This is a genomic window from Nocardiopsis ganjiahuensis DSM 45031 (assembly GCF_000341085.1).
Taxonomy (GTDB): domain Bacteria; phylum Actinomycetota; class Actinomycetes; order Streptosporangiales; family Streptosporangiaceae; genus Nocardiopsis; species Nocardiopsis ganjiahuensis.
The window spans coordinates 109,878-135,551 of sequence record NZ_ANBA01000016.1; the positions used below are offsets into that span (position 1 = coordinate 109,878).

Sequence of the window (25,674 nt, forward strand, 5' to 3'; positions counted from 1 at the left end):
TCAGTTGTCACGCCCACGTTAGAGGGCGGCGGCCGCTGCCGCGACCACCGCCCCGCGTGCAGGGTCAACCGACGACGATGTTCACCAGCTTGGGAGCACGGACGATCACCTTGCGGACCGTCTTGTCACCGATGAAGCTCTGGGCCTTCTCCGAGGCCAGGGCCAGGCGCTCCAGCTCGGCCGGGTCGATGTCGGGGGCCACGGACAGCTTGTCGCGGACCTTGCTCTGCACCTGCACCACGCAGGTCACCGACTCCTGGACCAGCAGCGCCGGGTCGGCCTCGGGCCAGTTGCCGACGGCGACCGTGCCGACGTGGCCGAGCTTCTCCCAGCCCTCCTCGGCCACGTAGGGCGCGAACAGGGAGAGGGCGATGGCCACGAACTCGGCGGCCTCGCGGACGGCCGGGTCCGCGGCGCCGGGGCCGGAGTCGATCGCCTTGCGGGTGGCCGAGACCAGCTCCATGCAGCGGGCGATGGCGACGTTGAAGCGCCGGTCCTCGACCAGGGCGGTGATCTGGTCGATGCTGCGGTGGGTGAAGCGGCGCAGCTCGGTGTCCCCGGCGGCGAAGTCGACGCCGGGTGCGCTGGCCGCCCCGGCCTCGTTCATCACGCGGTAGGCGCGGTTGAGGAACTTCTGCGCGGCGACCACGGACACGTCCGCCCAGTCCACGTCCTCCTCGGGCGGGGAGGCGAACAGCATGGTCAGGCGGACCGCGTCCACACCGTAGGCGTCGATCTCCTTGCCCAGGTCCACACCGTTGCCCAGGGACTTGGACATCGCCCGGCCCTGGTTGATGACCTGGCCCTGGTTGGTCAGGCGGCGGAAGGGTTCGGTGAAGTTCACCATGCCCATGTCGTACAGGACCTTGGTGAAGAAGCGCGCGTACATCAGGTGCAGGGTCGCGTGCTCCTTACCGCCGATGTAGTGGTCGACGGGGCCCCACTTGTTGACCTCTTCGGAGTCGAAGGGCGCGGTGTCCAGGTGCGAGGAGATGTAGCGCAGGAAGTACCAGGACGAGTCCACGAAGGTGTCCATGGTGTCCGTGTCGCGCTCGGCCGGACCGCCGCAGGAGGGGCAGTCGACGTGCAGCCACTCCTTGGCCGCCGCCAGCGGCGAGATGCCCTTGGGGGCCAGCTCGGCGCCCTTGAGGTCGGGCAGGGTGACCGGCAGCTGCTCGTCCGGGACGGCGACCTCGCCGCAGGAGGGGCAGTGGACGATCGGGATCGGGGTGCCCCAGTAGCGCTGGCGGGACAGCAGCCAGTCGCGCAGGCGGAAGTTGACCGTGGCCTCGCCGGTGCCGCGCTCGCCCAGGATGCCGATGATGCGCTCGATGGCGTCGGTCTTGGTCAGGCCGTCCAGCGGACCGGAGTCGCGCAGGACGCCCTCGCCCGCGGTGGCCACACCGGTCTCGGCGGGGTCGGCCTCGCCGGTCTCGACCACGACCCGCACGGGCAGGTCGAAGGCCAGGGCGAAGTCCAGGTCGCGCTGGTCGTGGGCGGGCACCGCCATGATGGCGCCGTGTCCGTAACCGGCCAGGACGTAGTCGGCGGCCCAGACGGGCATGCGCTCGCCGTTGACCGGGTTGACCGCGTAGCGGCCCAGGAACACGCCGGTCTTGGGGCGCTCGGTGGTCTGGCGCTCGATGTCGGACAGCTTGGAGATCTCGGAGCGGTAGGCCTCGAAGGCCTCGCGCTGCTCGGGGGCGCACAGCTCGTCGGCGAGGTCGGCGTCGGCTGCCACCACGAAGAAGGTGGCGCCGTACAGGGTGTCGGGCCGGGTCGTGTAGACGGTGACCGGCCGGTCGCGGCCCTCGATCTCGAAGTGCACGTCGGCACCGGTGGAGCGGCCGATCCAGTTGCGCTGCATGGCCAGGATCTCGTCCGGCCAGCGGCCGTTGTCCAGCTGGTCCATGTCGTCCAGCAGGCGCTGGGCGTAGTCGGTGATCTTGAAGTACCACTGGTTCAGGGCGCGGCGCTCGACGTCGGCGCCGCAGCGCTCGCACTTGCCCTGCACGACCTGCTCGTTGGCCAGCACGGTCTGGTCCTGGGGGCACCAGTTGACCAGGCCGTCCTTGCGGTAGGCCAGTCCGCGCTCGAAGAAGCGGGTGAACAGCCACTGGTTCCACTTGAAGTACTCGGGGTCGCTGGTGTGCAGGCGGTGCGACCAGTCCAGAGCCAGGCCGTAGCGGCGCATCGAGGCGGCCTGCGTCTCGATGTTGGCGTAGGTCCACTTGTAGGGGTGGCTGTTGTTCTTGATCGCCGCGTTCTCGGCGGGCAGGCCGAAGGAGTCCCAGCCGACCGGGTGCAGGACGTTGTCCCCGCGCTGGAAGCGGTAGCGGCCGATCACGTCACCGATGGCGTAGGCCTCGGCGTGGCCCATGTGCAGGTCACCGGAGGGGTAGGAGAACATGTCGACGACGTAGGAGCGGGGCCGGGTGTCCTCGGCGCCCATGTCGGCCTCGAACGGGAGCTCGGCGGCCCAGCGCGCCTGCCATTTGTCCTGGAGGGCGTGGGCGTCGTAGGTGTCGCCCGTCGTCTGGTCGCCGTCTACCGCTGTCATCTCTGAGTAGTCCTTAGCCGGTTCTGGGTGTGTTGCCTTCAGGTTAGCGGCTGCGCCACCCGGCCGAGGACCGGTTTTCCACCACCTGGGACGCCCCCGAACCGGGCATCCATCACGGAGGGTGACGATCGCACCGGTGGTTTTCCGGACCCCTCGCCTCTCCACACCGACCGCCCGGTTTGTTACTCTGCCGTAAAAGTGGCGCAGAACACGCGAGCCAGGTCACACCTGGTCCGTTGCACCTGCCTGGATTCACTCGCCTGCGGGAGGCCCCCATGTTCAATCTTTCTGTGCTTCTTGAGGACGGCGCCCGAGCCGTGCCCGAGAAGGAGTGCCTGGTCTTCGGCGACACACGGCTCAACTACGCGATCACCGACATGATCGCCAACCAGGTCGCGAACCTGTTGGTCTCCCGGGGCGTCGAGCCCGGCGACCGGATCGCCCTGGCCAGCCCCAACCTGCCGTACTTCCCGTTCGTGTACTTCGGCGCGCTCAAGGCGGGCGCCGTGGTCGTCCCGCTGAACGTGCTGCTGACGCCGCGCGAGATCGCCTACCACCTGGAGGACTCCGGGGCCAAGGCGATCTTCGCCTTCACCGGCTCCCCCGAACTCCCGCTGGGGCAGCGCGCCTTCGAGGCCTTCAACCAGGTGGACGCCTGCGAGCTCTTCGTGGACATGCCCGCGGCGGCCGGGGCCACGGAGTCCACGATCGAGGGCGCCGAGACCATCTGGGCGGCGCTGGCCGGCCAGCCGGGCACCTTCGAGACCGTGCAGGCCGGTGCCGACGACACCGCGGTCATCATCTACACCAGCGGCACCACCGGTAAGCCCAAGGGCGCCGAGCTGAGCCACAACAACCTGATGATGAACGCCGTGGTGGCCTCCGGCCTGGTCAACCCGCACCCCGAGGGGCGCGACGTCGCCCTGACCGTCCTGCCGCTGTTCCACATCTTCGGCCAGACCGTGATGCTCAACGCCGCCCTGTACCGCCACGCCACCATGGTCCTCATGCCGCGCTTCGACGGCGACCAGGCGCTGGAGATCATGCAGAAGGAGGGCATCACCGGTTTCGCGGGGGTGCCCACCATGTACTGGGGCCTGCTCAACGCCGCGCAGGCCGCCGAGTCCGGCAAGTACGACCTGGAGGCCATCGCGAGCAACCTCGTCGACTCCGTCTCCGGCGGCTCCGCGCTGCCCGGTCAGCTCGCCGAGGACTTCACCAAGCTGTTCGGTGTGGGCATCAAGGAGGGGTACGGCCTCTCCGAGACCTCTCCGGTGGCCTCCTTCAACAACCCCGACACCGGCGCCAAGACCGGCTCCATCGGCCGCCCGGTCTGGGGTGTGGAGATGAAGCTGATCGACCCCGAGTGGAACGAGGTCGTCAAGGAGGGCGACGAGGACCCCGTCGGCGAGATCGCGATCCGCGGCCACCTGATCATGAAGGGCTACCACAACCGCCCCGAGGTGAACGCGGAGGTCATGAAGGACGGCTGGTTCCGTACCGGTGACATCGCCCGCCGCGACGAGGACGGCTTCTACTTCATCATCGACCGCTCCAAGGACATGATCATCCGCGGCGGCTTCAACGTGTACCCGCGTGAGGTCGAGGAGGTCCTGATGACCCACCCGGCGGTCAGCCTGGCCGCGGTGGTGGGCGTCCCGCACGAGAGCCACGGCGAGGAGATCAAGGCGTTCGTGATCCTCAAGGACGGCGCCGAGGCCACGGCCGAGGAGATCACCGCCTTCTCCAAGGAGAAGCTGGCGGCGTACAAGTACCCGCGCCAGATCGAGTTCCGCAGCGAGCTGCCGATGACCTCCACCGGCAAGATCCTCAAGCGCGAGCTGCGCGACGCCTAGGGGTGCGGGGCGCCCGGGCGCTCCGCACACGGTGAGGGGGGCCGTCCGATCGGGACGGCCCCCCTTCGCCGGTCCCGGTCAGCCCTTGACCGCGCCCTGGACGAGCCCGGACACCAGCCAGCGCTGGACGAGGACGAAGAACACCATCACCGGGATGGTGATGATCGTGGAGGCCGCCATGACGTGCCCCCAGTCGTTGGCGTACTGGCCGAAGAACTGGCGCAGGCCCACCGCGACCGTGTAGTTCTGGCTCTGGGTCATGAAGGTCATCGCGAGCACGAACTCGTTCCAGGCCACGATGAACGAGAAGATCGCCGTGGCCACCAGGCCCGGGGCCACCAGCGGGAAGAGCACCTTCCAGAACATCTGCGGCCAGGAGGCGCCGTCGATGTAGGCGGCCTCCTCAACCTCCTTGGGGACCGCCGCCACGAAACCGCGCATCATCCAGACGGCCAGCGGCAGGGCCAGCGCCACGTAGACGATGCTCAGGCCGATCACGGTGTTGAGCATCTGGAGGTTGCGCACCTGGATGAACAACGGGATGACCAGCGCCTCCAGGGGCACCATCTGCACGATGAGGATCAGCACCAGTACCGCGGTGCGGAACCGGAAGCGGAAGCGCGCCACCGCCACGGCCGCCAGCATCGACAGCACACAGGCGAAGGCCACCGTGACCCCGGCGACCGTCAGCGAGTTGCGCAGGTACGTGCCGAAGTTGCCCTCGGTCATGACGTACACGAAGTTGTCGAAGGTGAACGAGGTCGGCAGCAGTGCCCCGGTCCCGGAGGTCGTGCTGTCCGAGAACGCGCTCACCAGCATGAAGTAGACGGGGAAGAGGGTGAAGAACAGGAGGGCGCTCACCCCGGCGGCCTTGCCGAGGACGCGGCCGGCCCTGAGCGCCCCGCCCCGGCGCCGGGAGGCCCGTACCCGCACCTCCCAGTCGTCCCCGGCCGTGGCGGGGGATCTGTCAGCGGTGCGCGTGTCCAACGGACCTCCTCGTGTGGGTGGGGCGCCTACGGCGGGTACCGCCCGCCGGACATGCCGTGGGGCGGGTCCGGGGGCATGCCCTACAATCCTCCTCGATCCGCTGGGTGAGGAACGGGAACGGGTGATGGAGAGCGTGAACGATCCTGGCGCCCCCTCCCCCACCGAGGTCATCGCCGCGTGGATACCGCACGACGCCCGGTTCCGGGAGCACGCGCTCCGGCACGCCCTGCGGGACACCAGCGGCCGTTGGCTCCACGTGTACGTGGACAGCCTGGTCAACCGGGACCACGACGACGGCAGGCCGCTCGACGAGTACGACCTGCGCACCACGGCCGCGGTCCGCGAGGACCTGGACCGGCGTTCGCTGGCGTCGGTGGACTGGCGGACGGTGCGGGAGAAACTGGTCTCCGGTCTGTTCTGACCCCGGTCCGGGGGCCGGGTGGACCGGGCGTGTGCCGCGGATCTGCTGTGGCGGGCGAACCCGCTGTGTCCGGGTCATCTCAGCTCGTCCTCCCGGAACAGTGCGCGCAGGTACACGACGGTGACCCCGAGGAGCAGCAGCGTGAGCATGGCCGCGATGGCCGAGCCCGTGCCGAAGTCGTTCTGGCCGAAGGACCGCACGTAGGCCCACACGCCCAGGTTGAGCATCTGGGAACCCCCGACGTCACCGCCGGGCATCAGGTAGATCTGCGCGAACACCTTGAAGTCCCAGATGGTCGACAGCACCGTCACCACCGCGAACACCGGGCGCAGCGTCGGGAACGTGACGTGCCAGAAGCGCTTCCACGCCCCGGCGCCGTCGATCCGCGCCGCCTCGTGCAGCTCCTTGGGCACCGTGAGCAGCCCCGCCAGGACCGTGACGGCCACGAACGGGAACCCGCTGTGCACGATGTTGAGGGTGACGATCGCGTAGAACCAGAAGCGGTCGGCGAACCAGTTGTAGCCGGCGGGCTCGATGAGGCCCAGGGCCTTCAGGGCCTGCGCCACGACCCCGTGGTCGACGTCGAAGATCCAGATCCACACGTAGGTGCCGCTGACCGCGGGCATCGCCCAGGCGACCATGATGCACGAGACCACGATGATCCGGGTGACCGGTTTGAGATTGGCCAGCAGCAGGGCGACGAGCGTGCCCAGGACCACCGTCGCGACCACCGCGACCACGGCGAACACGACGGTGTTGACCAGGACGACCTGCCACAGGTACGGGTCGGTCAGCAGCCTGACGTAGTTGTCGAGGCCGATGAACTCCGACTCGCCCGAGACGAGGTTGCGGAGCTTGAAGTCCCGGAAGGACAGCCACACGATCCGGCCGATCGGGAACAACAGCAGGAGTCCGATGACCCCGAGCGGGGCGACGAGCAGCACCCAGGGCAGGAGGGCGCGCCGCCCCCGCATACCCAGGAGCGGCGCGCGACGCCCGCCGTTCGGCGGCCGGACCGGTGTACCGAGCTGCAACTAACTGCCCTCGTTGAGGATGTTCTCGATGGCCTCGGCGGCGCTGTCGGTGGCCTCCTCGACGGTCGCGTTGCCGTTGAGGATGTCCTGGTGCATGCCGACGATGATGCCCTCGGCCTCGACCTGCGACCACGCGGGGACGACCGGGGTGGTGCGTCCCGCCTCGAGGAGCTGGACCGCGAACGGCTCGACCAGCGGGTCGCCGGAGTCGGCGTAGGCCTGGATCTCGTCGACCCCGGCCGGGAAGAAGCCGCTCTCCTCGCCCCAGCGCTCGAAGAACTCGCCGTTGGTGAGGAGGTCGACGTACTGCCAGCCCGCCTCCTCGTTTCCGGTGCCCTCGAACACCGACAGCAGGGAGCCGCCGGCGAAGGAGTCCATGTACCCGCCGTCCTGGCCGGGCAGCGTGAAGACGCCGAGCTTGCCCTCCAGGTCGGGGTTGGACTCGATGATGGCCTTGGGGTTGGAGCTGTTGGAGATCGCCATGATCGACTGCTCGTCGGCGAGCGTCTCCATGACGTCGATCTCGTTCCAGTTGACCGCGCCCGTGGTGGACAGGTCGTCCTCCAGGGCCAGGTCGGTGAAGAACTCCACCCCGGCGCGCCCCTCGGGGCTGTTGATGGTGGAGGTCCAGGTGCCGTCGGCCTCCTGGACCGCGACCTCACCGCCGCCGCCCCAGATCCACGGCATGACCGAGTACTGGGCCTGGCCGGGCACCGGGAAGCCGATCATGTCCTCTTCGGCCTCGGCGAGGTCGAGCGCGGTCTCACGCAGCTCGTCCCAGCTGGTGGGCTCCTCCTGGCCGTGCTCCTCGAAGATGTCCTTGCGGTAGATGATCGACCGGATGGACGCGTACCAGGGCACACCGTAGGCGGCGTCGTCGATGACGCCCATCTCGTACATCTCCTGGTGGAAGCGGGAGGGGTCGTCGATGTAGCCGGAGAGGTCGTGCAGGGCGCCGGCGTCGGCGAACTCCGGGGTGAAGGTGGTGCCGAGTTCGATGACGTCGGGCGTGGTGCCGCCGGCGATGGCCGTGGAGATCTTGTCCTGGGCGTCGGCCCAGGGCACGAACTCGACCTCGGCCTCGATCCCGGTCTCCTCGGTGTACGCCGCGTTGACCTCGTCGAAGAAGGCCGTGGCGTCCGGGTTGGTGCCCTCCATGATCCAGACCTGGAGGGTGTCGGTGGTCCCGCCGTCACCGCCGCCGTCTCCGCCGCCACCGCAGGCGGTCGCCGCAAGCACCAGGCTCAGTGTGGCTGCGGGGAGGGTGACGTACTCGTGTACTCGTCTGCGGGCCATCGGCTCGCCTCCCGTTCCTTTCGAGGGTCCCCTGAGGGTTGGTAGGAAACCTACGTAAAGAACGGCGACTTGTGAAGTAAACAACTACGACTTGTGTCTGAGCTGTTAGGGGACGTTGTCCCGCGAGCCGGGGACGGGTCTCCCGCCAGGGGGCCGGGGGCGGCCCGCCCAGCGGTTCTCAGTCGCTCAGGCCGGTCACCTGGCGCAGGGTGGAGACCAGTTCGGAGCGCTTGTAGACGGCCTGCCCGATGGCGGCGCAGAAGGCGGCGAGCATGTGCACGAAGACCATGGGGTCGCCCTGGGTGAAGCGCTCCGCGGCCTCCTCCTCACCGATGGAGTGGGCCTCCCAGGCGGTGGAGACCGCGAACTCCAGCTCCGGCGGGAGCATCTCGGCGACCGTGCGGGCCACCGCCTCGCGCGAGTCGGCGGGTTTCCACACGACACCGGTGTCCTGGACCCGTCGGCCGAGGAAGGCCGCGATCACCTTGAGTTCGGACAGGACGTCGTCGACGTCGTCGGTGGCCCGGGGGATGAGCCGGTCCAGTTCCTCCCTGTTGTGGTCCACGTATGCGCTGACCAGCGCGATCGCGGTCTCCTTGACGTGGTCCGGCAGGTCGTGTTCGGGTGTGGGTCCGCCCTGGGGCGCGTTGTCGTCGGAGGACACGGGGTTGGTCCCTTCACTGCTGCTCACTGCTGCTGGAACTGTCGGCTCCATGATGCCGTCTCCGTGTCGCCGGATGCGGCAGGAGGACGGTTCCGGGCGGGGGTGTCCGCGATGCGCGAACACCCCCGTCCGGGTTCGGGAGGGTCAGAAGACCGGGCGCAGGGGCATGTGGGAATCGGTCCCGTCCAGCTTGACCCCCAGGATCTGGTGGAGCTGCACGACGTCCCGCTCGAAGCCCAGGACGGACCCGGCCATGTAGAGCAGCCACACGCGTGCGGTGCCCTCACCGACCTCGGCGACGGCCTCCTCCCAGTTGCGCTCCAGGTTGGCGCCCCAGTGGCGCAGGGTCAGGGCGTAGTGCTCGCGCAGGTTCTCCTGGTGGCGGATCTCGAATCCGGCGTCGTTCATGGCGGTCTGGATCTGGGCGGGGCCCTCCAGCTCGCCGTCGGGGAACACGTACCGGTTGATGAAGCCCTTGGTGTTCATCGGCTTGAGGTTGTTGCGCGGCCGGGTGATGCAGTGGTTGAGCAGCCGGCCGCCCGGCACCAGCTTGTCGTGGAGCGAGGAGAAGTAGGCGTCCAGGTTCTTCGAGCCGATGTGCTCGGTCAGGCCGATGGAGCTGATCCGGTCGAAGCTGCCGTCGGGCACGTCCCGGTAGTCCATGTGCCGGATCTCGGCCAGGTCGGTCAGGCCCTCCTGGGCGATCCTCTTCGCGCCCCACTCCGCCTGCTCCTTGGAGAGGGTCACCCCGACCGCCTTGACGCCGTACTCGCGGGCGGCGTGGCGGACCATGCCGCCCCACCCGCAGCCGACGTCGAGCAGGCGCATGCCCTCCTCGAGGCCCAGCTTGCGGGCGACCAGGTCGTACTTGCGGAACTGGGCGCTCTCCAAGGCCCCGTCGAAGGCGCCCACCCGGTCCAGGGAGCCGTCCTGGTCGTCGAAGACCGCGCAGGTGTAGGTCATCGACGGCCCGAGGACCATCTCGTAGAACTCGTTGGACACGTCGTAGTGGTGGTGGATGACCTCGGCGTCGCGCTCCTTGGAGTGCCGCAGCCCCCGCCCGAGCAGGGTGCCCCGGCGCACCTCCTGGGGCGGCGGGGCCACCCGGTTGACGAACTTCACCCAGCCCACCGAGCGGACGATCTCGAACGCGTCGCGGGCGGTCACGTTCACCCCCTCGGCGAAGGCGAAGTCCGCCATGTGTCTGAGCAGGGTGTACATGTCGCCCTCGATCTCCAGGTGGCCGGAGACGTAGGCGCGGGTGAGGCCGACGGCGTTGGGTGACTGGGCCAGGTAGTTGACGGCGACCGGGGTCCGCACGTTCAGCCCGACGTCGCTGTTCGGGTCTCCGGCGGAGCTGCCGTCGTAGGCGGTGAACCGGATGGGCGCGTCAGGTCCGACGACACGCTCGAAGATCTCTGCAAGCCGCATGCTCTTGTCCTTTCCCCTGTCGGACGCGGCCCTTCCCCACGGGTCGCCTCCCGGTGGTGTCGACTGCTCAGCTTCGGTGGTCCTGCGTTCGGCTGTCCGGTGGTCAGGCGGTGCCGCGGATGAGTGGTTCAGCGGTTGCGTACGCACTTGGCGTACAGGTCCAGGAGACGGCCCTCGGGGTCGTAGGCCCGTTTGAGGGCGTCGTAGGCGGTGCCGTTGTAGAGGTCCCAGAACTCGTCCTCGGTGTAGAAGGAGTCCGAGTACAGCGACTTGTGGCCGCCGAGCCGGGTGACCTCCTCCTCGACACTGCGGTTGTGGTGGGCCCGGCGCTGGCCGGGCTGCATGTCGACCAGCCCCCAGAACCCGAAGTTCACGTACAGGCGGTCGTTCTCCAGCGGGTACAGCGGCCAGACGTGTTCGCCCTCGGCCAGCCCCTTGCGGCGGGGTTCGCGGAGCCGGATCGGGCACATCCACAGCGGGGTCATGCCGATCCGGTCGTGGTAGAAGTCCAGGAACTCGGCCCCGTGCTCGACCCCCACCTCGATGTCCTGGATGAGGGGTTCCTGCTGGGGTCGGCCGCGGTAGTGGTTCAGGAGCCGGGAGAAGTCGGTGCGCCGGTCCCAGGCGACCAGCCTGCGGTAGACGTCGGAGCGTTTGAGGGCGCGCGGCCACAGCGGGCGCACGAGCGGGTTCTGGGTGCCGAAGGCGCGGGAGCACCAGAACCAGTCGGTGTCCCAGCGCCAGAGGTAGTCGTGGACGGTGAGGTAGTCACCGGGCCCGGCGGGGGCGGATCCGCCCGCGGGGTCCGCGTAGCGCGGGATCGAGCGGTAGTAGACGTCGTTGCCGGTGTAGTCGCTGGTCCAGGGTGCCTGGTCGGTGAAGCGGGCCAGGGACAGGTACAGCTCGTCGGGGCCGAAGGCCACTCCGTCCACGAAGTCCACGGGCTGCCCGTCGTGGACGGCGTCGGCGCAGATCCGGGCGAGGGCGTCCATCGCCTCCGCGGCGTCGTGGAACCTGAGGTGGCGCAGGTGCACGTAGGGGGAGACCGGTTCGAGCTCGATGCGCAGACGCAGGCTGTAGCCGAGCGTCCCGTAGGAGTTGGGGAAGCCGTGGAACAGGTCGCTGTGCTCGTTGTCCCGGGTGGCGGTGACGACCTCGCCGGAGCCGGTGAGGATCTCCATCTCCTGCACCGACTCGTGCGGCAGGCCGTTGCGGAAGGAGGAGGACTCGATCCCCAGTCCGGTGACCGCCCCGCCCAGGGTGATGGTGCGCAGCTGCGGCACGACCATGGGCATGAGCCCGTGCGGGAGGGTGGCGGCGACCAGTTCCTCGTAGGTGGTCATGCCGCCGACGTCGGCCAGGCGCTCGACGGGGTCGATGGAGATGACCCCGGAGAAGGCCGACACGTCCAGGGCGGGCGCCGAGGAGGGTTCACGGAACCGGAAGAGGTTGGAGGTCGGCTTGGCCAACCGCACCGGCGCGCCTTCGGGGAGCGCCCGGTACTCCCGGCTCAGGCGCTGCACCGCGGCGATGTGCTCCGCGAGTCCCGTTCCCCGTCCTGCCGGCTGTTTCGACCTGGAGCCTGAGTTCGACGTCGTACCGGGTTGTCTAGGAGTCATGCCGGGTTCCCCTGAACTGTTGACGACTGGCTGTTGGCGGCGCACAGCTTGGGTCGGCCGGAACCGGTGGTGGTGTACCGCGGCAGGCCGATTCCCTCAGTTCTACCTATCGGTAACGGTCTTCTGCCACCCCATTTCGGTACGTGTCTTACCCACACGGGGCCCGGTTCCGGGGCCCGGACCGGCGCTCGTCACAGGCGACGCCCCGTCACCTGCGGTGTTGTCGGGGTCACCCGCCGACCCGCATAGGATTCGGTTCCGTGCGCATCGCTCTTGTTGACTCCGGTATCGGCATGCTGTCCACCGCCGCCGCGCTGCACGCGGCCCGGCCCGACGCGGACCTCGTCCTCTCCATGGACCCGGACCACATGCCGTGGGGTTCCCATACCCCGGAACGGATCATCGACCGGGCCCTGGCCGGGGCCCTCGCCGCGCGGGACTCCGCGGGTTCCCTGGACGCGGTGGTCGTGCCCTGCAACACCGCGTCGGTCCACAGCCTGGACCGGTTGCGCGCCGAGTTCGAGCCCGGTGTCCCGGTGATCGGCACCGTTCCCGCCATCAAACCCGCGGCCGCCGCGGGGACCCCCATCGCGGTGTGGTCCACCGAGGCCACCACCCGCAGCTCCTACCAGCGCCGGCTCGTGGAGACCTTCGCCCGGGACGTGTCCGTGACCACGGTCGCCTGCAAGGGCCTGGCCGAGGCGGTGGAGTCCGCCGACCCCGACCGGATCGCCGGGGCCGTGGCGTACGCGGCGTCCCTCACCCCGCCCGAGGTCCGCGGGGTGGTGCTGGGCTGCACGCACTACGACCTGGTGGGCGAGGAGATCTCCAAGGCGCTGTCCGGGAGCGTGGAACTGTTCACCGCGGCCCGGCCGGTGGCCACCCAGACCCTGCGCAGGATGGGTGCGGCCGCCGGGGCCGGCGGTGGGGCGGGCGAGGTCACCGTCCTCGCCAGCGGCCGCCCGGAGGAACTCCCCCCGGCGGCCCTGACCTACCCCGCGGGCAGAGCGCTGCTCAGCTGAGGCCCAGGACCGGGACCCGTGGCCGGGCTCGAGGGCCGGGATCCCGGGTCCCCGGCCGCCGTGGCGCGACCTCAGCCGCTGATACCGAACCGCCCGGCCCCGGCCGTCTCCTGCCGCTCCGGGTCGGGCCGGTGCTCCGGGACCGGCTGTCGCTGTGAGGCGTGCTGCCCCCGCGGAGCCGCCCACTCCTCCGGCACCAGCTGCCGCTCCGGGACGGCCTGGACCGGCTGACTCCGCGCAGCAGGCTGCCCTTCCGGAACCAGACGCCCCTGTGCGGCCGGCTGTTCCTCGGGCACCGGCTGTCCGTGTGCGCTCGGCCGGACCTGCGGAGCCGTGTGGCCCTGCGGGACCGGCTGCCCTGCCGGGACCGGTCGGCTCTGCGGGGCAGGCTGTCCTTCGGCCGCCACCTGGCCCTGCGGGATCAGGGCCCCAGCCGCCAGGGTGCGGACGAGGTTGCGCACCCCCGCCGTGTCGTTGTCGTGCAGCAGCGTCTCCAGCAGCGACAGGGCGGCGCGCTGGTCGCCCGGCTGTTCGCGGACGTGGCGCCACTGGGGTTCGGTGGCGGCGTCGGACAGCATCAGCGTCCGGCCGACCTGCCCGAGCGCGCTCAGCAGAGAGCTGTCGTGCGGCTGTTCCATGAGCGCCACGTTGACCTGTTCGGCCTGTTCCTCGGGGTTGACCTCCTCGGTGGGCTGCGCCCTGAGGAACTCCAGGATGTCGGCGGCCGGAGCGAGGGGGTGGATCGCCTTCATCCCCCGCACCATCGACCTCACCTCCACCAGGTCCCCGATGATCTCCTCCGCGCCGCCGAGCTCACGGATCAGGCGCTCGGCGCGCTGCGCGGAGCACTCGGCCACCCAGCGGGCCCCTCGTCCGCTGGCCAGCCGGGTCGCCGCCAGGGCGAGTTCGGCCCCCCGCCTGGGCGCCCCGACCCGCTCGAAGTAGCGGGACCAGGTCGTCACGCGCACACCCAGACGCCAGTCGTTGCGGACACTCCCCTGGCACACCAGGTTCTCCACGGCCTCCACCCAGGCGGAGCGCAGCTTCGGGTAGGCCTCGGCCTCCTCCACCGTGGGCAGCAGCCCGATGGCCTGGCGGGCGTCGCACAGGCCGAGGCGCGCCAGCCAGGAGAGCAGCCGGGCGCGCTCGAAGCGGATCATCCGGCGCAACGCGGTCCGGCGCGGGTTGGCCGGGCCTCCGGCCTCCCTGCCGCCCAGGCCGAGCTCGGCCTCCATCCGGTCCAGCGCCTCCAGGGCGTCGGTGTGCTTGTCCTGGTGTCGCAACGCCCTGACCAGCGCGAAAACCCCGTCTGCGCCGAGCACGGCGGGGCCGGTGGCGGTGTGTTCGTAACGGCGCAGCTCCGCCTCGGCGCGGTCGGCCTGGTCCTCGTCGATGAGTAGATGGACCCGAGCCAGGGTGAAGGCGGGCCAGGCCGGGGTGCTCTCCCAGCCGGACAGGCGCCGGGCCGAGAGCAGTTCGCGGCGCTGGTCCGTGGTGCCCCGGGCGTCGATGTTGGCGTGGCACCGGACCAGCGTCTCCAGGGCGGAGACCGGCAGCGGTCCGTGCGTGTGCGGTGCGGGCTCGTCCTCGGCGGCGGCCGTGGCCTGTTCGAGGGCGCGACGGCCCTCGGCGAGCGCTCCCACGCGCACGGCGAGCGGCCAGTGCGCCAGGAAGAACAGGGTCGGCGGTCCGAACACGCCCGGCACCGAGGCCGGGGCCGCCGTGAGTGCGTTGTCGGAGGTCTTCCCCGCTTCGGCGACCAGGCGCCGGGCGGTGCGCAGCGCCGATCTGGCCACCGCCTCCACTCTGACAGCGTCCCCCGCCTCACTGAGCTCCGGCAGTGTGGTGACGGCCTCCGCCAGTTCGTCCTGCCCCGCGGCGCGCAGTTGGCGTCCCGTCTCCCCCGCCCATGTCCACATCGTCATGCTTCTCCCCCCTGTGCCATGTGCGACAGAACGTAGCAGCGTGGTGACAGAGCTGTCTGGAAAACGCGTAAAACCGGTGCAGCTTGGGCGCTCGGGGCCCGTCTGGGGTCGGGTCCAGGCCGATACACTCGGCGGTATCCAGCAAGCAACAGGTATGAACAGGCATTAAGGGGACATGAGCGCCGATGGGATGGCGAGACCGTTTCGGACTCCGCAAGGCCAACCGTAAGGGCAAGACCCGCTTCGACCGTGTCACCGAAGATTCGGACATCAAGGCGCTGATCGAGTTCGCCAAGAGCCGGGTGGGGGTGGAGTTCTTCGTCGAGCCCGAAACCTTCGCCACCCAGACCACAGCCGTCGCAGTGGCCACGGACGGGGAGTGGATCCGGCGGCGCTGCGGCTCCCCCGACGTCATCCGCAAGGTCGCGGGCAAGATCTCCGCGCCCGTCTACGACGTACAGATCGTCGGCTACCCGCAGCGGATGCGGGACTGGACCGCGCGCAACAAGCGCGGCCTCTCCATGGACTAGTGGTTCACCGTGATTCCGCGCTGCCCCTCCGCCCGGCGGGACCCCCTGTCGGGTGAGGGCGGAGCATACCCCTCAAAGGTGAGACCGGCCACGTCCACGCACCCTCTGAGCACGTCCGAAACCCGTTCCCCGGTCATTTTGGGCATTGATGACGAGTCCTTGCCGCGACTTCCTCTCCGAACGGGTTCCCTAACGGCCTCCATCCGTCGCATACTCGCCTGGGAGGGGGGACTCTGATGAAGCAGGATCTCACTGCCTTGTGTTGCGAGTGCGGCATGATCCGCAAGGTGAGCGACCACCAGAGTGTCGGCGAGGCGCAGTCCGCCTACGGACTGGCCCGCTGCGTGGTCTGGCGCAAGTGCCGTGCGTGCGGCTACCGCACCTACCACGCCTACCTTCGGGACGACGAGGAGCGCGACGAGCTGGAGGAGGCTCTGCAGCTCGACGGCGCCCTGGCCGCCGAAGCCCTCGACGAGGAGGTGGAGCAGCTCCGGTTGTGCGGGGTCGAGGTCGGCCACGCCTCCGTTCCGGCGATCTGGGACGGGCAGTCCGTGGGCATGGTGACCCAACGGCTCACCGACCACGCCTACTCGATCGTGCTCGACCCCGAGGCCTCTGTGGTCTCCCGGCTCAAGCTCATCGACATGATGTGGAACGAGCTCCTGGTCGGCGAGCACGACGACCGCTGGCAGATCCAGGAACCGGAGGAGAACTCCCCCGGTTACGCGGTCCGCCTCTTCGGTTACCGCACACGGGGCTGATCCGGCGCCGGACGGCAGGGCGTCGGAACAACACGGGAACGCGCGGGTGCGGGGCCGGCAGCCCCGGCTCGACCCAGGCGACGGCAGCGGCCGGGCACCCTCCACGGGTACCCGGCCGCCGTCGTGCCGGACACGGGCGCCTCAGGCCGCGGACTCGTCCTGACCGGCTCCGGCCTTCTCCGCCAGGCGGCGCAGCGCGGAACGGGCGACCTCGGGGTCGGCGGTCCCCCAGTAGGGCGGCAGCGAGGCCCGCAGGAACCCGCCGTACCCCGCGGTGGCCAGGCGCGGGTCCAGGACCGCGATCACGCCCCGGTCGTCGGTGGAGCGCAGCAGGCGGCCGGTGCCCTGGGCGAGCAGCAGCGCGGCGTGGGTGGCCGACACCGACAGGAAGCCGTTGCCCCCGTGCGCGGAGACGGCGCGCTGGCGGGCCGAGGCCAGGGGGTCGTCGGGACGCGGGAACGGGATCCGGTCGACGATCACCAGCTGGAGCGAGGGGCCGGGCACGTCGACGCCCTGCCACAGGGACAGGGTGCCGAACAGGCAGGCCCGCTCCTCCTCGGCGAAGCGGCGGACCAGCTGCCCGGTGGAGTCCTCGCCCTGGCACAGGATCGGCTGGTCCACGCGCTCGCGCAGTTCGTCAGCGGCCTGCTGGGCCGCGCGCATCGAGGAGAACAGGCCGAGCGCGCGCCCGTCGGAGGCCTCGATGAGCTCGGCGATCTCGTCGAGGTAGGCCTCGGAGAGCCCGTCGCGGCCGGGTTTGGGCAGGTGTCGGGCCACGTAGAGGATCCCGCTGCGGCCGTGGTCGAAGGGAGATCCGACGTCCAGGCCGCGCCAGCGGGGTTCCCCGGCGGCGCGGTGCGGGCCGTCATCGTCGTCCTCGGTGTCCCGCGCCCCGGTCCCGGTACTGCCGTCCGAAGCCCCGGTGCCGGCTGCGGTCGCGGGTTCGGCGGGGGTGCCCGGCGCCTCGGCTCGGGCGGCTCGTTCGGCGGCCTCCTGGGCGACCTCGCGTCCCAGCCCCCACTGCCGGGCCAGGGCGGTGAAGTCGCCGCCCAGGGTGAGGGTGGCGGAGGTCAGCACGACGGTGCGGTCCCCGAAGAGCTTCTCGCGCAGCAGCCCGCCCACCGCGAGCGGGGCGACGTTGAGTGCGGGCGGCCGGGCGGGGGCCTTGGTGAGCCAGACGATCTCGGTGCGGTCCCGGAGCGGGGGTTCGTAGGACTCCAGGACCCGTTCCGCGGCCTCGCGGACCTCGGTGAGCGCCGCCAGGGCGAGGCGGCGGTCGGAGGCGGTGTCCGGGTCGAGCTCGCCCGGGGAGGGGCCGATCGCCGCGACGCAGGCGGCTGCGGCGTCCCGGACCGCCGCCACCGCGCCCGCGAGGCCCTCGTCGATGTGGTCGAGGCGGCCCTCGGGGACTTCGGTGAACATCAGGGACAGGCCGTCGGCGCACTCGCCGAGCCGTTCACTGATGCCCGGTTCGACCAGGCGTGCGGCGCGTTTGGCGGCGGCGGTGACGGAGCGTTCGGTGAGGGTCCCGGTGGCCACGGAGGTGGCCCGGTCGACGAGTTCGTGGGCCTCGTCGATCATGATCGTGTTGTGCTCGGGCAGGATGTGGTAGCCCTGCGACATGTCGATGGAGAGCATGGCGTGGTTGGTGACGACCACGTCCACGCCGGTGGTGGCCTCGCGGGCGAACTCGGCGAAGCACTCCTGGCCGAAGGAGCACACGCGGGCGCCCATGCACTCGTTGCCGCCCACGGAGACCTGGCGCCAGGCGAGGTCGCTCACACCGGGGACGAGCTCGTCGCGGTCGCCGGTGCGGGTGTCCTCGGCCCATTCGTGCACGCGCGCGACCTGGCGGCCCAGGGAGGAGAGCTGGCGGGCGTCGAAGAGCTCGCTGCCCTCCGCGTCGTCCTCGGACGCGGTCTGCATGCGGTTGCGGCACAGGTAGTTGCGGCGCCCCTTGAGCACCGCGAACGTGGGTTCGCGGGGAAGCAGGGGGGCGAGCGCGGCGGCCAGTCGCGGCAGGTCGCGGTCGATGAGCTGGTTCTGGAGCGCGATCGTGGCCGTGGAGACCACCACGGGGGTCTTGGTCGCCATCGCGTGTCTGACCGCGGGGACCAGGTACGCCAAGGACTTACCGGTGCCCGTACCGGCCTGGACCACCAGGTGTTCGCGTTGTTCGACCGCCGCGGCGACGGCGTCGGCCATGGTCTGCTGACCCTCTCGGGTGCTGCCGCCCAGGGCTTTGACGGCCGCGCCGAGGAGAGTGGGAACGTCGGGGAGATCTGCCACGGATCGACAGTACCCGCCGGTGACGACAGCTTCGGCGTTGTCCACAGGCCGAGTCCCGGGCCTCCGCGGTCGTCGGCCCGGGACGGAGGCGGCGGTCAGCCCAGGGAGGGAAGCAGCTTCTCCAGCTTGTCGAAGGACTGCGCCATCCCCGACTCCATACCGGAGGCGACCATGCCGTCCCGGTCCTGGACCGACTGGAAGAGGGCGACGACACGGTACTCGGTGCGGCCGTCGGCTTCCTCCAGGGTGAGGGTCTCCAGGGAGACGTGGCCGGGCATGCCCTCGAACTCGAAGGTGCGCACGATCCGTTCGGGCCTCTGGACGTCGTGGTGGACGCCGCGGAAGGCGAAGGTCTCGCCGTTCCCGGTCTTCTCGACGACCCGCCAGGGGGTGCCGGTACGGACCTCGGTGGGCTCCACCTCGGTGGACGTCTCGTCCAGACCGAACCAGCGGGCCTGGAGCGCGGGTTCGGTCAGCGCGCGCCAGACCAGTTCGCGCGGTGCGTCGAAGGTGCGGGTGATGAGGATGTCCTGTCGTCCGGGTTCGGCGACGACCTTGAGATCACTCATGGTTCTTCTCTCCCTCAGTGCTGCTCCGGATCCTGCGTAGCTCCTCGTCCAGGCGGGCGAAGCGCCCCTCCCACTGGTCCCGGTAACGGCCGATCCACTCGTTGACCTGCTCCAACGGAGCGGTCTCCAAACGGCAGGGCCGCCACTGGGCGTCACGCCCCCGGGTGATGAGGCCGGCCCTCTCCAGGACCTTCAGGTGTTTGGAGACCGCCTGGAGGCTGATGTCGAACGGTTCCGCCAGTTCGTTGACGGTCGCCTCTCCCCCGGCCAGCCGGGCGAGGATCGCCCGACGGGTCGGATCCGCCAGCGCGGCGAAGGCGAGACTGAGCGAGTCGTTCGCCATCTCCTTATTCAACCTTCCAGTTGATCAACCGATAGGTTGATTATGCGCCTCGGGTATCACCCCGTCAAGGGAGTGCGCGAGAAGTTCCCCGAGCCGGTTCGGCACTCCCGCCGAGGCGGTCAGCGGCGGCGCACGCCCCGGGGATCGCTGACCGTGGCGTCCACGCCCGCGTCCTCCAGCTCGGTGATCTCGGCGGCCAACAGGGACCGGGCCGCGTCGCTGAGCCCGGAGACCCGTTCCAGGGCGACGCTGACGGAGCTGACGCGGGCGTCGTCGATCGCCTCCGCCAGCCGGGACACCACCTGTTCGGCGGCGAGGAAGTCGATCTCGCCCCGCAGCCGGACCTCGAGGGTGCTGCCGTCCCGGGTCACGCTGTGCACCGGAGACGGCGGCTTCGCGGGCATCTGGAGCATGTGCAGGTCGTAGTCGTCGGACAGCCGCTCCAGGGCGGCCACCCCGCGCACGCTGTTGCCCGCGTCGTCCAGCGGCGGGCTGAACACCCCGACCCCGAACGCCCCCGGCGCCGCGGCGAGGATGCCGCCGCTCACCCCGCTCTTCGCGGGGATGCCCACGCGCAGCCCCCACTCCCCGGCCCGGTCGTACATCCCGCAGCTGGACATGATGGACAGGGTGTGCCGGGCGGTGCGCTGGGAGACGACCCGCTCCCCGGTGACCGGGTTGACCCCGCCGACGGCCAGGGTGGCGGCCATGGCGGCCAGGTCCCGCACGGTGACACTGACGGCGCACTGCCGGAAGTAGTCCTGTACCGCCGCCTCCACCGGGCCCACCAGCACACCGCCGGCCAGGCTCAGGTACCCGAGGGCCCGGTTGCGGTGGCCGGTCTCCGCCTCCGAGCGGTACACGCTCTCGTCGACACCGAGCTCACGCCCGGCGAACGCGGAGAGCACCGAGCGGATGCGCTCGAAACGCCCCTCCGGAGACCCGCTCTCCACCAGCGAGGTGGTCACGATGGCGCCGGCGTTGATCATCGGGTTCTCGGGGCGTCCCCGCTCGTCGAGGCTGATCGCGTTGAACGGCTCCCCGCTGGGCTCGGCACCCACGTGCTCGTGCACCCGGTCGAGCCCCAGCTGTTCCACGGCGATCGCGTAGACGAAGGGCTTGGAGATCGACTGGAGGGTGAAGGCGTGCTCGGCGTCACCGACGCAGTAGGAGCGGCCGTGGGCGCTGACCGCCGCGATCCCGAAGGTCTCCGGGTCCGCGTGCGCGAGTTCGGGGATGTAGTCCGCCACCAACCCGCCGGAAAGACCGGTGGCCTCCTCGCGGATCTTCTCCAGCACCTGGAGGACAGGGCTGTTCTCGCCTGCCTCCCAGTCCTCGCCCGCTTCGGGTCCTCCGGTCGGTTGTCCATTCACGGCGTACTCCATGCGGCCAGTCTAGGAAGGGGAAGAGCGTCTCTGATCAGGCGATACCCCCGAGCGGGCCAGGTGTGCGCCCTCACGGGCTACATCGGATGACGGCTCAGGAAGGAGGCGACGGCCGATCCGACCGCGCTCGGGTGTGTGCAGGCCATAGCGTGGTCCGCGCCCGGGATCACGACGTCCCCGGCTCCGGGGAACCAGCGGCGCACGGCCTCGCGGACCTCGGCGAAGTAGGGGCCGCTCTCCGCTCCACCGAGGTGCAGGACGGGACAGCGGACGCGGCGGGCGTCCTCAAGGCCGAAGCGCCAGGTGAGCAGGGCAGGAAGGTCCGTGCCGAAGAAGGTGGCCGCGTCCCGTTCCACCTGTCGGGAGGAGCCCGGGACCGAGGACTCCAGGAAGTCCGTACTCCATCCGAAGGTGTCGAGGAACTCCGCCAGAGCCGCGGACGGGCCGCGTTCCCCACTGTCCTGGACCATCCGCTCGACGGCGGCACGGAACTCGGGTGCCCGGAAGGTGATCGTCGGCGGGGGTTCCAGTAGGACGAGGCTGTGCACGCGGTCAGGCGAGTCGACCGCCGTTTGCAGGGCGACCGCGCCTGCGTAGGAACCACCCAGGATGTGGGCCCGTTCGATCCCCAGGCCTGTCATCAGGGCGGCACAGTCCCGTGCGTCGCGCTCGACCGAGCCGCTCCCCCGCGCCGGGGCGCTGCCCGCGTATCCGCGTCGGTGGTAAAGGACCTTGCGGTAGCCCTCACGCAGTGCGGCGTCTTCGGCCAGTGGCAGGAACTCATCGGCCATGAGCGCGGTCTGCACGAACAACAAGGGTTCCCCGGTTCCCCAGTCGGCCACCTCCAGCTCGGTCCCGTTCACGGGAACACGCCTGAATTCCGCCATCCCTCCACCTTCTCACCGTCCACCGGGGCAACAGACGCTAACAACAGCGAGGCGGGAACCGATGGCATGACACGGACGAAGACCCCGAACAGAGGCGGTAACCGATTCGAAGCCCGGCCGCCCACCGGTCGGACCGAAAGTCGCCCGCCTGCGAGAAGGGGCGGCGAGGTGCGTGAGCGCCGACGAGCGCACATCGGGGGTTCGGGGGGCGTCCCCCCGGAGAAACGACGAAACGACCTGGCGAGGAGGACGAAGTCCCCCGAGCAAGGTCGTTTCGGAGAGAAGTGGAGCTATGGGGATTCGAACCCCAGACCTCCTCCATGCCATGGAGGCGCGCTACCAACTGCGCCATAGCCCCGTGTGCCTTGCGGCAACGGTATGAGTCTATCGGATGTGGAGGAGTGGGACGACCAACGTTCGTGTCGGGCGCCCCACACCTTCCGTCAGCGCACTCCGCCGTGGAGGGGGTAGGCCTGGCCGAGGGCGAAGCTCGCGGCCACGAGGAGGAGGGTGCCGATGATCAGCAGGTGGTCCCAGCGGTCGGCGCGCAGGTGCGCGAGGCGGATGCGGCGGCCGTCGGGGTGCTCGGCGGCGTAGGTGAAGCCCTTGGTTTCGAGGGCTTCGACGGTGGTGCGGGTGCGTTTGGCGGTGTTGAGCATGAGGGGGTAGAAGGCCTGGACGAGGGTCGTGGCGGTGCGGACGACGGCGCGCCAGCCGAGGAAGCCCTTGTCGGTCAGGGGCGCGGCGCGGAGGCGGTGGCCGTCGACGACGGTGTGGAACTCCTCCATGAGGACGGGGAGCATCCGGTAGCCGTAGCTGACTCCGAAGCTGAGCATGGCGGGGGCGTGCAGGCTGAGGAGTCCGTCGGAGAGCTTCTCGGGGTCGAGGGAGACGAAGGCGGCCATGCTGGCCAGGCTGATGGTGGCGAGTTTGAGGGTGAGTTCGACGAGGGCGAGGACGGTGGTGAGGTCTCCGCCGAAGAACCAGGCGGCGAAGAGGACGTAGAGGCTTTCGACGACGAACCCGATGACGAACAGGCCGAGGATCAGCGGCCCGACCCGGCTGAGAACGACGGCGGCGGCGCAGACGGTGAAGAGCGCGGCCAGCACGGTGATGTTGTGGGTGAACCAGGGGACGACCGCGAAGATCAGGTACCAGCCGATGACGAACCGGGGGTCGCGGGCGGCGAGCATGCCGCCCCGGGTGGCGTAGGCGGTGCGGAGCAGTTCGAGTTTGACCCACTCGACGGAGATTCCGTCTCGTTCCTTACGCACGCGTCCTCCGAGTGGTCCGGTGTCGGTCGAGGAGCTCGCTGACGGTCAGGGGCGGCGGGTTGAGGCCCAGGTGGAGCCCCAGGCGGGTGATCTGGGGTGCGACGAGGCCGACCGCGGACATGAGTCCGGGGTCGGCGAAGAGCTCGGCGGGTGTGGTGTCGGCGACGACGCGCCCCTGGTCGAGGACGAGGACGCGTTGGGCCCATTCGGCGACCAGGTGCATGTCGTGGGTGGCCACCACGGTGCAGCGGATGGTGTCGGCGAGGGCGTCGAGCATGGCGATGACGGCGTCGCGGCTGGCGGTGTCGAGGCTGGAGGTGGGTTCGTCGAGGAGGAGCAGCGCGGGGCGCATGGCGAGGCCGATGGCGAGGGTGGCGCGGCGCTGCTGGCCGCCGGAGAGGAGGCGGCCGTCGCGGTGGGCTAGGCCGGTGAGGTCGACCCGGTCCAGGACGTCGGTGACGAGGGTGTCGGTGTCGGGGCGCCCGCGCCCTCTCGGGAACATGGCCACGTCCTCGCGCACGTTGTCCTTGAGGAACATCTGTTCGGGGCGTTGGTAGAGGTAGCAGACCTGGTCGGCGAGGGCCGCGGGTCGGACGGTGCGGGTGTCGGTGCCGCCGACCCGGACGGTGCCCTCCCGGGGCACTTTGAGGCCGGTGAAGAGCCGCATGAGCGTGGACTTCCCGGCGCCGTTGCCGCCGACGAGGGCGACGCGCTCACCGTCGTACAGGGTCAGGTCGAGGTCGTGCAGGACGACGGCGAGGTCCCCGCCGACCTCCCTGTAGCCGTGCCTGACCCCGGTCATCCGGGCGACGGGGGCCCCGCGGGATCCGGCCGGTGCGACCGCCCGGGCTGACGGAGCCGGCTCGGAGGGCCGGTCGGGTTCGGGGCGGTCCTCGCAAGCGTGTGCGCTCAGGTGCGCGGCGGCCTCCTCCACGGTGAGCGGGACCGGCGCCCACGGCGCGAGGCTCCGGGTGGCCTGGACGACCTGGGGCGCGGGGATGCCGTGCCGTTCGAGTTCATCGACGCGTTCCATGGCCTCCCGGACCGGCAGGTGCCACACGGGCGCCCCGTCGGCCATGAGCACGACCGACCGGGCGTGCCGGGCGACGTACTCGGCGTGGTGCTCGATGACGATCACGGTGGTGCCGAGCCGGGTGTTGAGGTCGGTGAGAGCCGCGTAGATGCCGTCGGCGTGGGCGGGGTCGAGTTCGGCGACGGGTTCGTCCACGACCACGACCTCCGGGCGCAGGGCCATGACCGCCGCGAGGGCGACCAGGTGCTGCTGGCCGCCGGAGAGCTGCCAGGTGAAGCGGTCGGCGAGGTGGGTGACGCCGAGCAGCTCCATGGCCTCGTCGGTGCGTTCCCGGTGGTCGGCGAGACCGAAGTTGACCGGGGCGAAGGAGACCTCGTCGCGGACGGTGGGGCGGACCAGCTGGTTGCCGAAGTCCTGGTAGACGTAGCCGACCTGGTGGGAGAGGGCGCCGACGGAGCGGTCCCGGGTGTCCTGCCCCCTCACTCGGACGGCCCCGTCGAAGGTCCCCGACCAGTAGTGCGGGACCAGGCCGTTGAAGGTCTTGCACAGGGTGGTCTTGCCGGAGCCGTTGCCGCCGACCACCGCGGTGAAGTCGCCGTGTTCGATCCGCAGGTCCACGCCGGTGAGCGAGTCGCGGTCGGCGCCCGGGTAGCGGAAGGAGAGCGCCTCGACCTCGATGGCGGGGGCGGATCCGGGGCGGGGGATGTCGGTCATTCCCGCTCCCCGGTGTTCCGCGTCCCTGCGTTCCGGGTCCCTGCGTTCTGGGCCCCTGTCTTCCGGGGCTCGGGGGCCCGGGTGTCGGGGGTCTCAGGGGCCTCAGGGGCAGTGGACCGGGTGCCGGTGTCCCGGCCCTGGGCGGCGCGGCCGCGGCGCGAGGCGGCGACGAACCGGACGGTGACGACCGCGGCGACGAGCACGATGAGCGCCGCGGACACCCCGATCCACAGGAACCGGGCTCCGTACTGCTCGATGAAGTCGGGTTCCCAGACACCGAAGTTGCCGAAGATGTCCGAGGTGAAGGCGGCGATCATCGCGACGAAGGAGAGGAAGAGGGCGAGCAGGATGAAGGCCCCGGTCCCGCGCTCCGCGAGCGGAAGGGGGTGTCGCGGGTCGCGCGGGGCCATGCCGAGGAGGGGCTCGATCTTGCCGTACAGGCGCGGGGCCAGCGCCATCGCGGGCAGGGCCCCGAAGAGGAGGCCGCTGATCAGCAGCGCGACGGCGAAGCCGATCCCCTCCAGCAGGAGGATCGACTGCGGCAGGCCGGGCACGAACTCGGCGTCGTCCACTCCCACCCACACCTTGGCGATGTCGACGATGGCGGAGAGCATCTTGTCGATGACCACGACCGTGAGTCCGGCCGCGAAGAGCTGGGCGCGGCTGCGCGGGTTCCGGACCAGGCAGCCGGCGACGTAGATGCCGAGGAACATCTGCAGGTAGCCCTCCAGCTCGCCGATTCCGGAGAAGTCGCCCATGAGCAGGTCGACGAAGACGATCTCGCCGAGCGGAGCGCCCAGAGCCGCGTAGAGCGGGTGGAACAGAGCGGCGATGACGACGGGCACGAAGGCCAGGTAGGAGACCTTGAGGGTGACCGGCCCGACCTGGAGGTCGGGGATGACCTCGGTGACGATGTTGGCCAGGCCGAAGAGGGTCATGGAGAGCACGAACACCATCAGCTTCTGGGCCGAGGTGAGCTCGGGCGGACCGGAGCGCCGGGTGACGTCGGATGAGAGGTGTTCGGAGGAACGGGGGGAGTCGGCCATGGGGGCGCCTTTCGCCGGAGCGATGGGT

21 protein-coding genes and 1 tRNA gene are annotated in these 25,674 nt (G+C 70.3%); 5 read left to right on the plus strand and 17 right to left on the minus strand.

From position 1 onward, the window contains the following. Positions 1 to 64 precede the first annotated feature (64 nt). Positions 65 to 2,560, minus strand: coding sequence for a leucine--tRNA ligase (leuS, locus tag D458_RS0123095; RefSeq protein ID WP_017589106.1), 2,496 nt, complete (start codon positions 2,558 to 2,560; stop codon positions 65 to 67). 275 nt (positions 2,561 to 2,835) lie between these two features. Between leuS and D458_RS0123100 the strand changes: the two genes are divergently transcribed. Next, positions 2,836 to 4,416, plus strand: a complete 1,581-nt coding sequence (locus D458_RS0123100; protein ID WP_026119605.1) for a long-chain-fatty-acid--CoA ligase — start codon at positions 2,836 to 2,838, stop codon at positions 4,414 to 4,416. Between the two features lie 78 nt (positions 4,417 to 4,494). On the opposite strand, the gene D458_RS0123105 is transcribed toward D458_RS0123100, so the two are convergent. Further along, on the minus strand, positions 4,495 to 5,403 hold the full coding sequence (locus tag D458_RS0123105; RefSeq protein WP_017589108.1) for a carbohydrate ABC transporter permease: 909 nt from the start codon (positions 5,401 to 5,403) through the stop codon (positions 4,495 to 4,497). Between the two features lie 124 nt (positions 5,404 to 5,527). Between D458_RS0123105 and D458_RS0123110 the strand changes: the two genes are divergently transcribed. Then, a complete protein-coding gene (locus D458_RS0123110) occupies positions 5,528 to 5,824 on the plus strand; it encodes a hypothetical protein (RefSeq protein ID WP_017589109.1) in 297 nt (98 codons plus the stop codon). A 74-nt stretch (positions 5,825 to 5,898) separates the two neighbouring features. Here D458_RS0123110 and D458_RS0123115 read toward each other — a convergent pair whose 3' ends face one another. From D458_RS0123115 to D458_RS0123135, 5 genes are all read right to left on the minus strand, one after another. Further along, positions 5,899 to 6,798: a carbohydrate ABC transporter permease gene (locus tag D458_RS0123115; RefSeq protein WP_017589110.1), complete on the minus strand. Its 900-nt coding sequence runs from the start codon at positions 6,796 to 6,798 to the stop codon at positions 5,899 to 5,901. A 60-nt stretch (positions 6,799 to 6,858) separates the two neighbouring features. Then, positions 6,859 to 8,154: a sugar ABC transporter substrate-binding protein gene (locus D458_RS0123120; protein ID WP_017589111.1), complete on the minus strand. Its 1,296-nt coding sequence runs from the start codon at positions 8,152 to 8,154 to the stop codon at positions 6,859 to 6,861. A 178-nt stretch (positions 8,155 to 8,332) separates the two neighbouring features. Next, positions 8,333 to 8,818, minus strand: a complete 486-nt coding sequence (locus D458_RS0123125) for a hypothetical protein (RefSeq protein WP_026119606.1) — start codon at positions 8,816 to 8,818, stop codon at positions 8,333 to 8,335. A gap of 144 nt (positions 8,819 to 8,962) precedes the next feature. Continuing rightward, on the minus strand, positions 8,963 to 10,249 hold the full coding sequence (locus D458_RS0123130) for an SAM-dependent methyltransferase (protein WP_017589113.1): 1,287 nt from the start codon (positions 10,247 to 10,249) through the stop codon (positions 8,963 to 8,965). A 128-nt stretch (positions 10,250 to 10,377) separates the two neighbouring features. Continuing rightward, a complete protein-coding gene (locus tag D458_RS0123135; protein WP_026119607.1) occupies positions 10,378 to 11,868 on the minus strand; it encodes an FAD-binding oxidoreductase in 1,491 nt (496 codons plus the stop codon). Positions 11,869 to 12,128: 260 nt separating this feature from the next. Here D458_RS0123135 and D458_RS0123140 point away from each other — a divergent pair, with 260 nt between their 5' ends. Further along, positions 12,129 to 12,890, plus strand: a complete 762-nt coding sequence (locus D458_RS0123140; protein WP_026119608.1) for a glutamate racemase — start codon at positions 12,129 to 12,131, stop codon at positions 12,888 to 12,890. A gap of 71 nt (positions 12,891 to 12,961) precedes the next feature. Here the strand turns inward: D458_RS0123140 and D458_RS0123145 are convergent, their stop codons facing one another. Continuing rightward, complete coding sequence (locus D458_RS0123145; RefSeq protein WP_017589116.1) at positions 12,962 to 14,815, minus strand: hypothetical protein; 1,854 nt, start codon at positions 14,813 to 14,815, stop codon at positions 12,962 to 12,964. Between the two features lie 185 nt (positions 14,816 to 15,000). Here D458_RS0123145 and D458_RS0123150 point away from each other — a divergent pair, with 185 nt between their 5' ends. Continuing rightward, positions 15,001 to 15,345: a hypothetical protein gene (locus D458_RS0123150; RefSeq protein ID WP_017589117.1), complete on the plus strand. Its 345-nt coding sequence runs from the start codon at positions 15,001 to 15,003 to the stop codon at positions 15,343 to 15,345. A gap of 236 nt (positions 15,346 to 15,581) precedes the next feature. After that, a complete protein-coding gene (locus tag D458_RS0123155; protein ID WP_026119609.1) occupies positions 15,582 to 16,106 on the plus strand; it encodes a DUF6315 family protein in 525 nt (174 codons plus the stop codon). A 141-nt stretch (positions 16,107 to 16,247) separates the two neighbouring features. Here the strand turns inward: D458_RS0123155 and D458_RS0123160 are convergent, their stop codons facing one another. The 9 genes from D458_RS0123160 to D458_RS34045 all read right to left on the minus strand — a co-directional run bounded on the left by D458_RS0123160 (position 16,248) and on the right by D458_RS34045 (position 25,646). Further along, positions 16,248 to 18,395: an ATP-dependent DNA helicase gene (locus D458_RS0123160; protein WP_026119610.1), complete on the minus strand. Its 2,148-nt coding sequence runs from the start codon at positions 18,393 to 18,395 to the stop codon at positions 16,248 to 16,250. Between the two features lie 95 nt (positions 18,396 to 18,490). Then, positions 18,491 to 18,964, minus strand: a complete 474-nt coding sequence (locus D458_RS0123165) for an SRPBCC family protein (protein WP_017589120.1) — start codon at positions 18,962 to 18,964, stop codon at positions 18,491 to 18,493. Next, on the minus strand, positions 18,957 to 19,307 hold the full coding sequence (locus D458_RS0123170) for an ArsR/SmtB family transcription factor (RefSeq protein ID WP_017589121.1): 351 nt from the start codon (positions 19,305 to 19,307) through the stop codon (positions 18,957 to 18,959). Before D458_RS0123170 ends, D458_RS0123165 begins: the two co-directional genes overlap by 8 nt. A gap of 119 nt (positions 19,308 to 19,426) precedes the next feature. Beyond that, the gene (gene glsA / locus D458_RS0123175) at positions 19,427 to 20,692 is read right to left on the minus strand and encodes a glutaminase A (protein ID WP_051049754.1); all 1,266 of its coding nucleotides are present in this window, start codon (positions 20,690 to 20,692) and stop codon (positions 19,427 to 19,429) included. Positions 20,693 to 20,769: 77 nt separating this feature from the next. Beyond that, the gene (locus D458_RS0123180; RefSeq protein ID WP_083936403.1) at positions 20,770 to 21,579 is read right to left on the minus strand and encodes an alpha/beta fold hydrolase; all 810 of its coding nucleotides are present in this window, start codon (positions 21,577 to 21,579) and stop codon (positions 20,770 to 20,772) included. 285 nt (positions 21,580 to 21,864) lie between these two features. Next, positions 21,865 to 21,937 (minus strand) — tRNA-Ala (locus D458_RS0123185). A gap of 85 nt (positions 21,938 to 22,022) precedes the next feature. Further along, positions 22,023 to 22,853 (minus strand): energy-coupling factor transporter transmembrane component T family protein, encoded by an 831-nt coding sequence (locus D458_RS38000; protein ID WP_017589124.1) that lies wholly within the window; start codon positions 22,851 to 22,853, stop codon positions 22,023 to 22,025. Next, complete coding sequence (locus tag D458_RS0123195; RefSeq protein ID WP_017589125.1) at positions 22,846 to 24,600, minus strand: ABC transporter ATP-binding protein; 1,755 nt, start codon at positions 24,598 to 24,600, stop codon at positions 22,846 to 22,848. Before D458_RS0123195 ends, D458_RS38000 begins: the two co-directional genes overlap by 8 nt. Beyond that, positions 24,597 to 25,646, minus strand: a complete 1,050-nt coding sequence (locus D458_RS34045) for a hypothetical protein (RefSeq protein WP_017589126.1) — start codon at positions 25,644 to 25,646, stop codon at positions 24,597 to 24,599. Before D458_RS34045 ends, D458_RS0123195 begins: the two co-directional genes overlap by 4 nt. Positions 25,647 to 25,674: the final 28 nt, after the last annotated feature.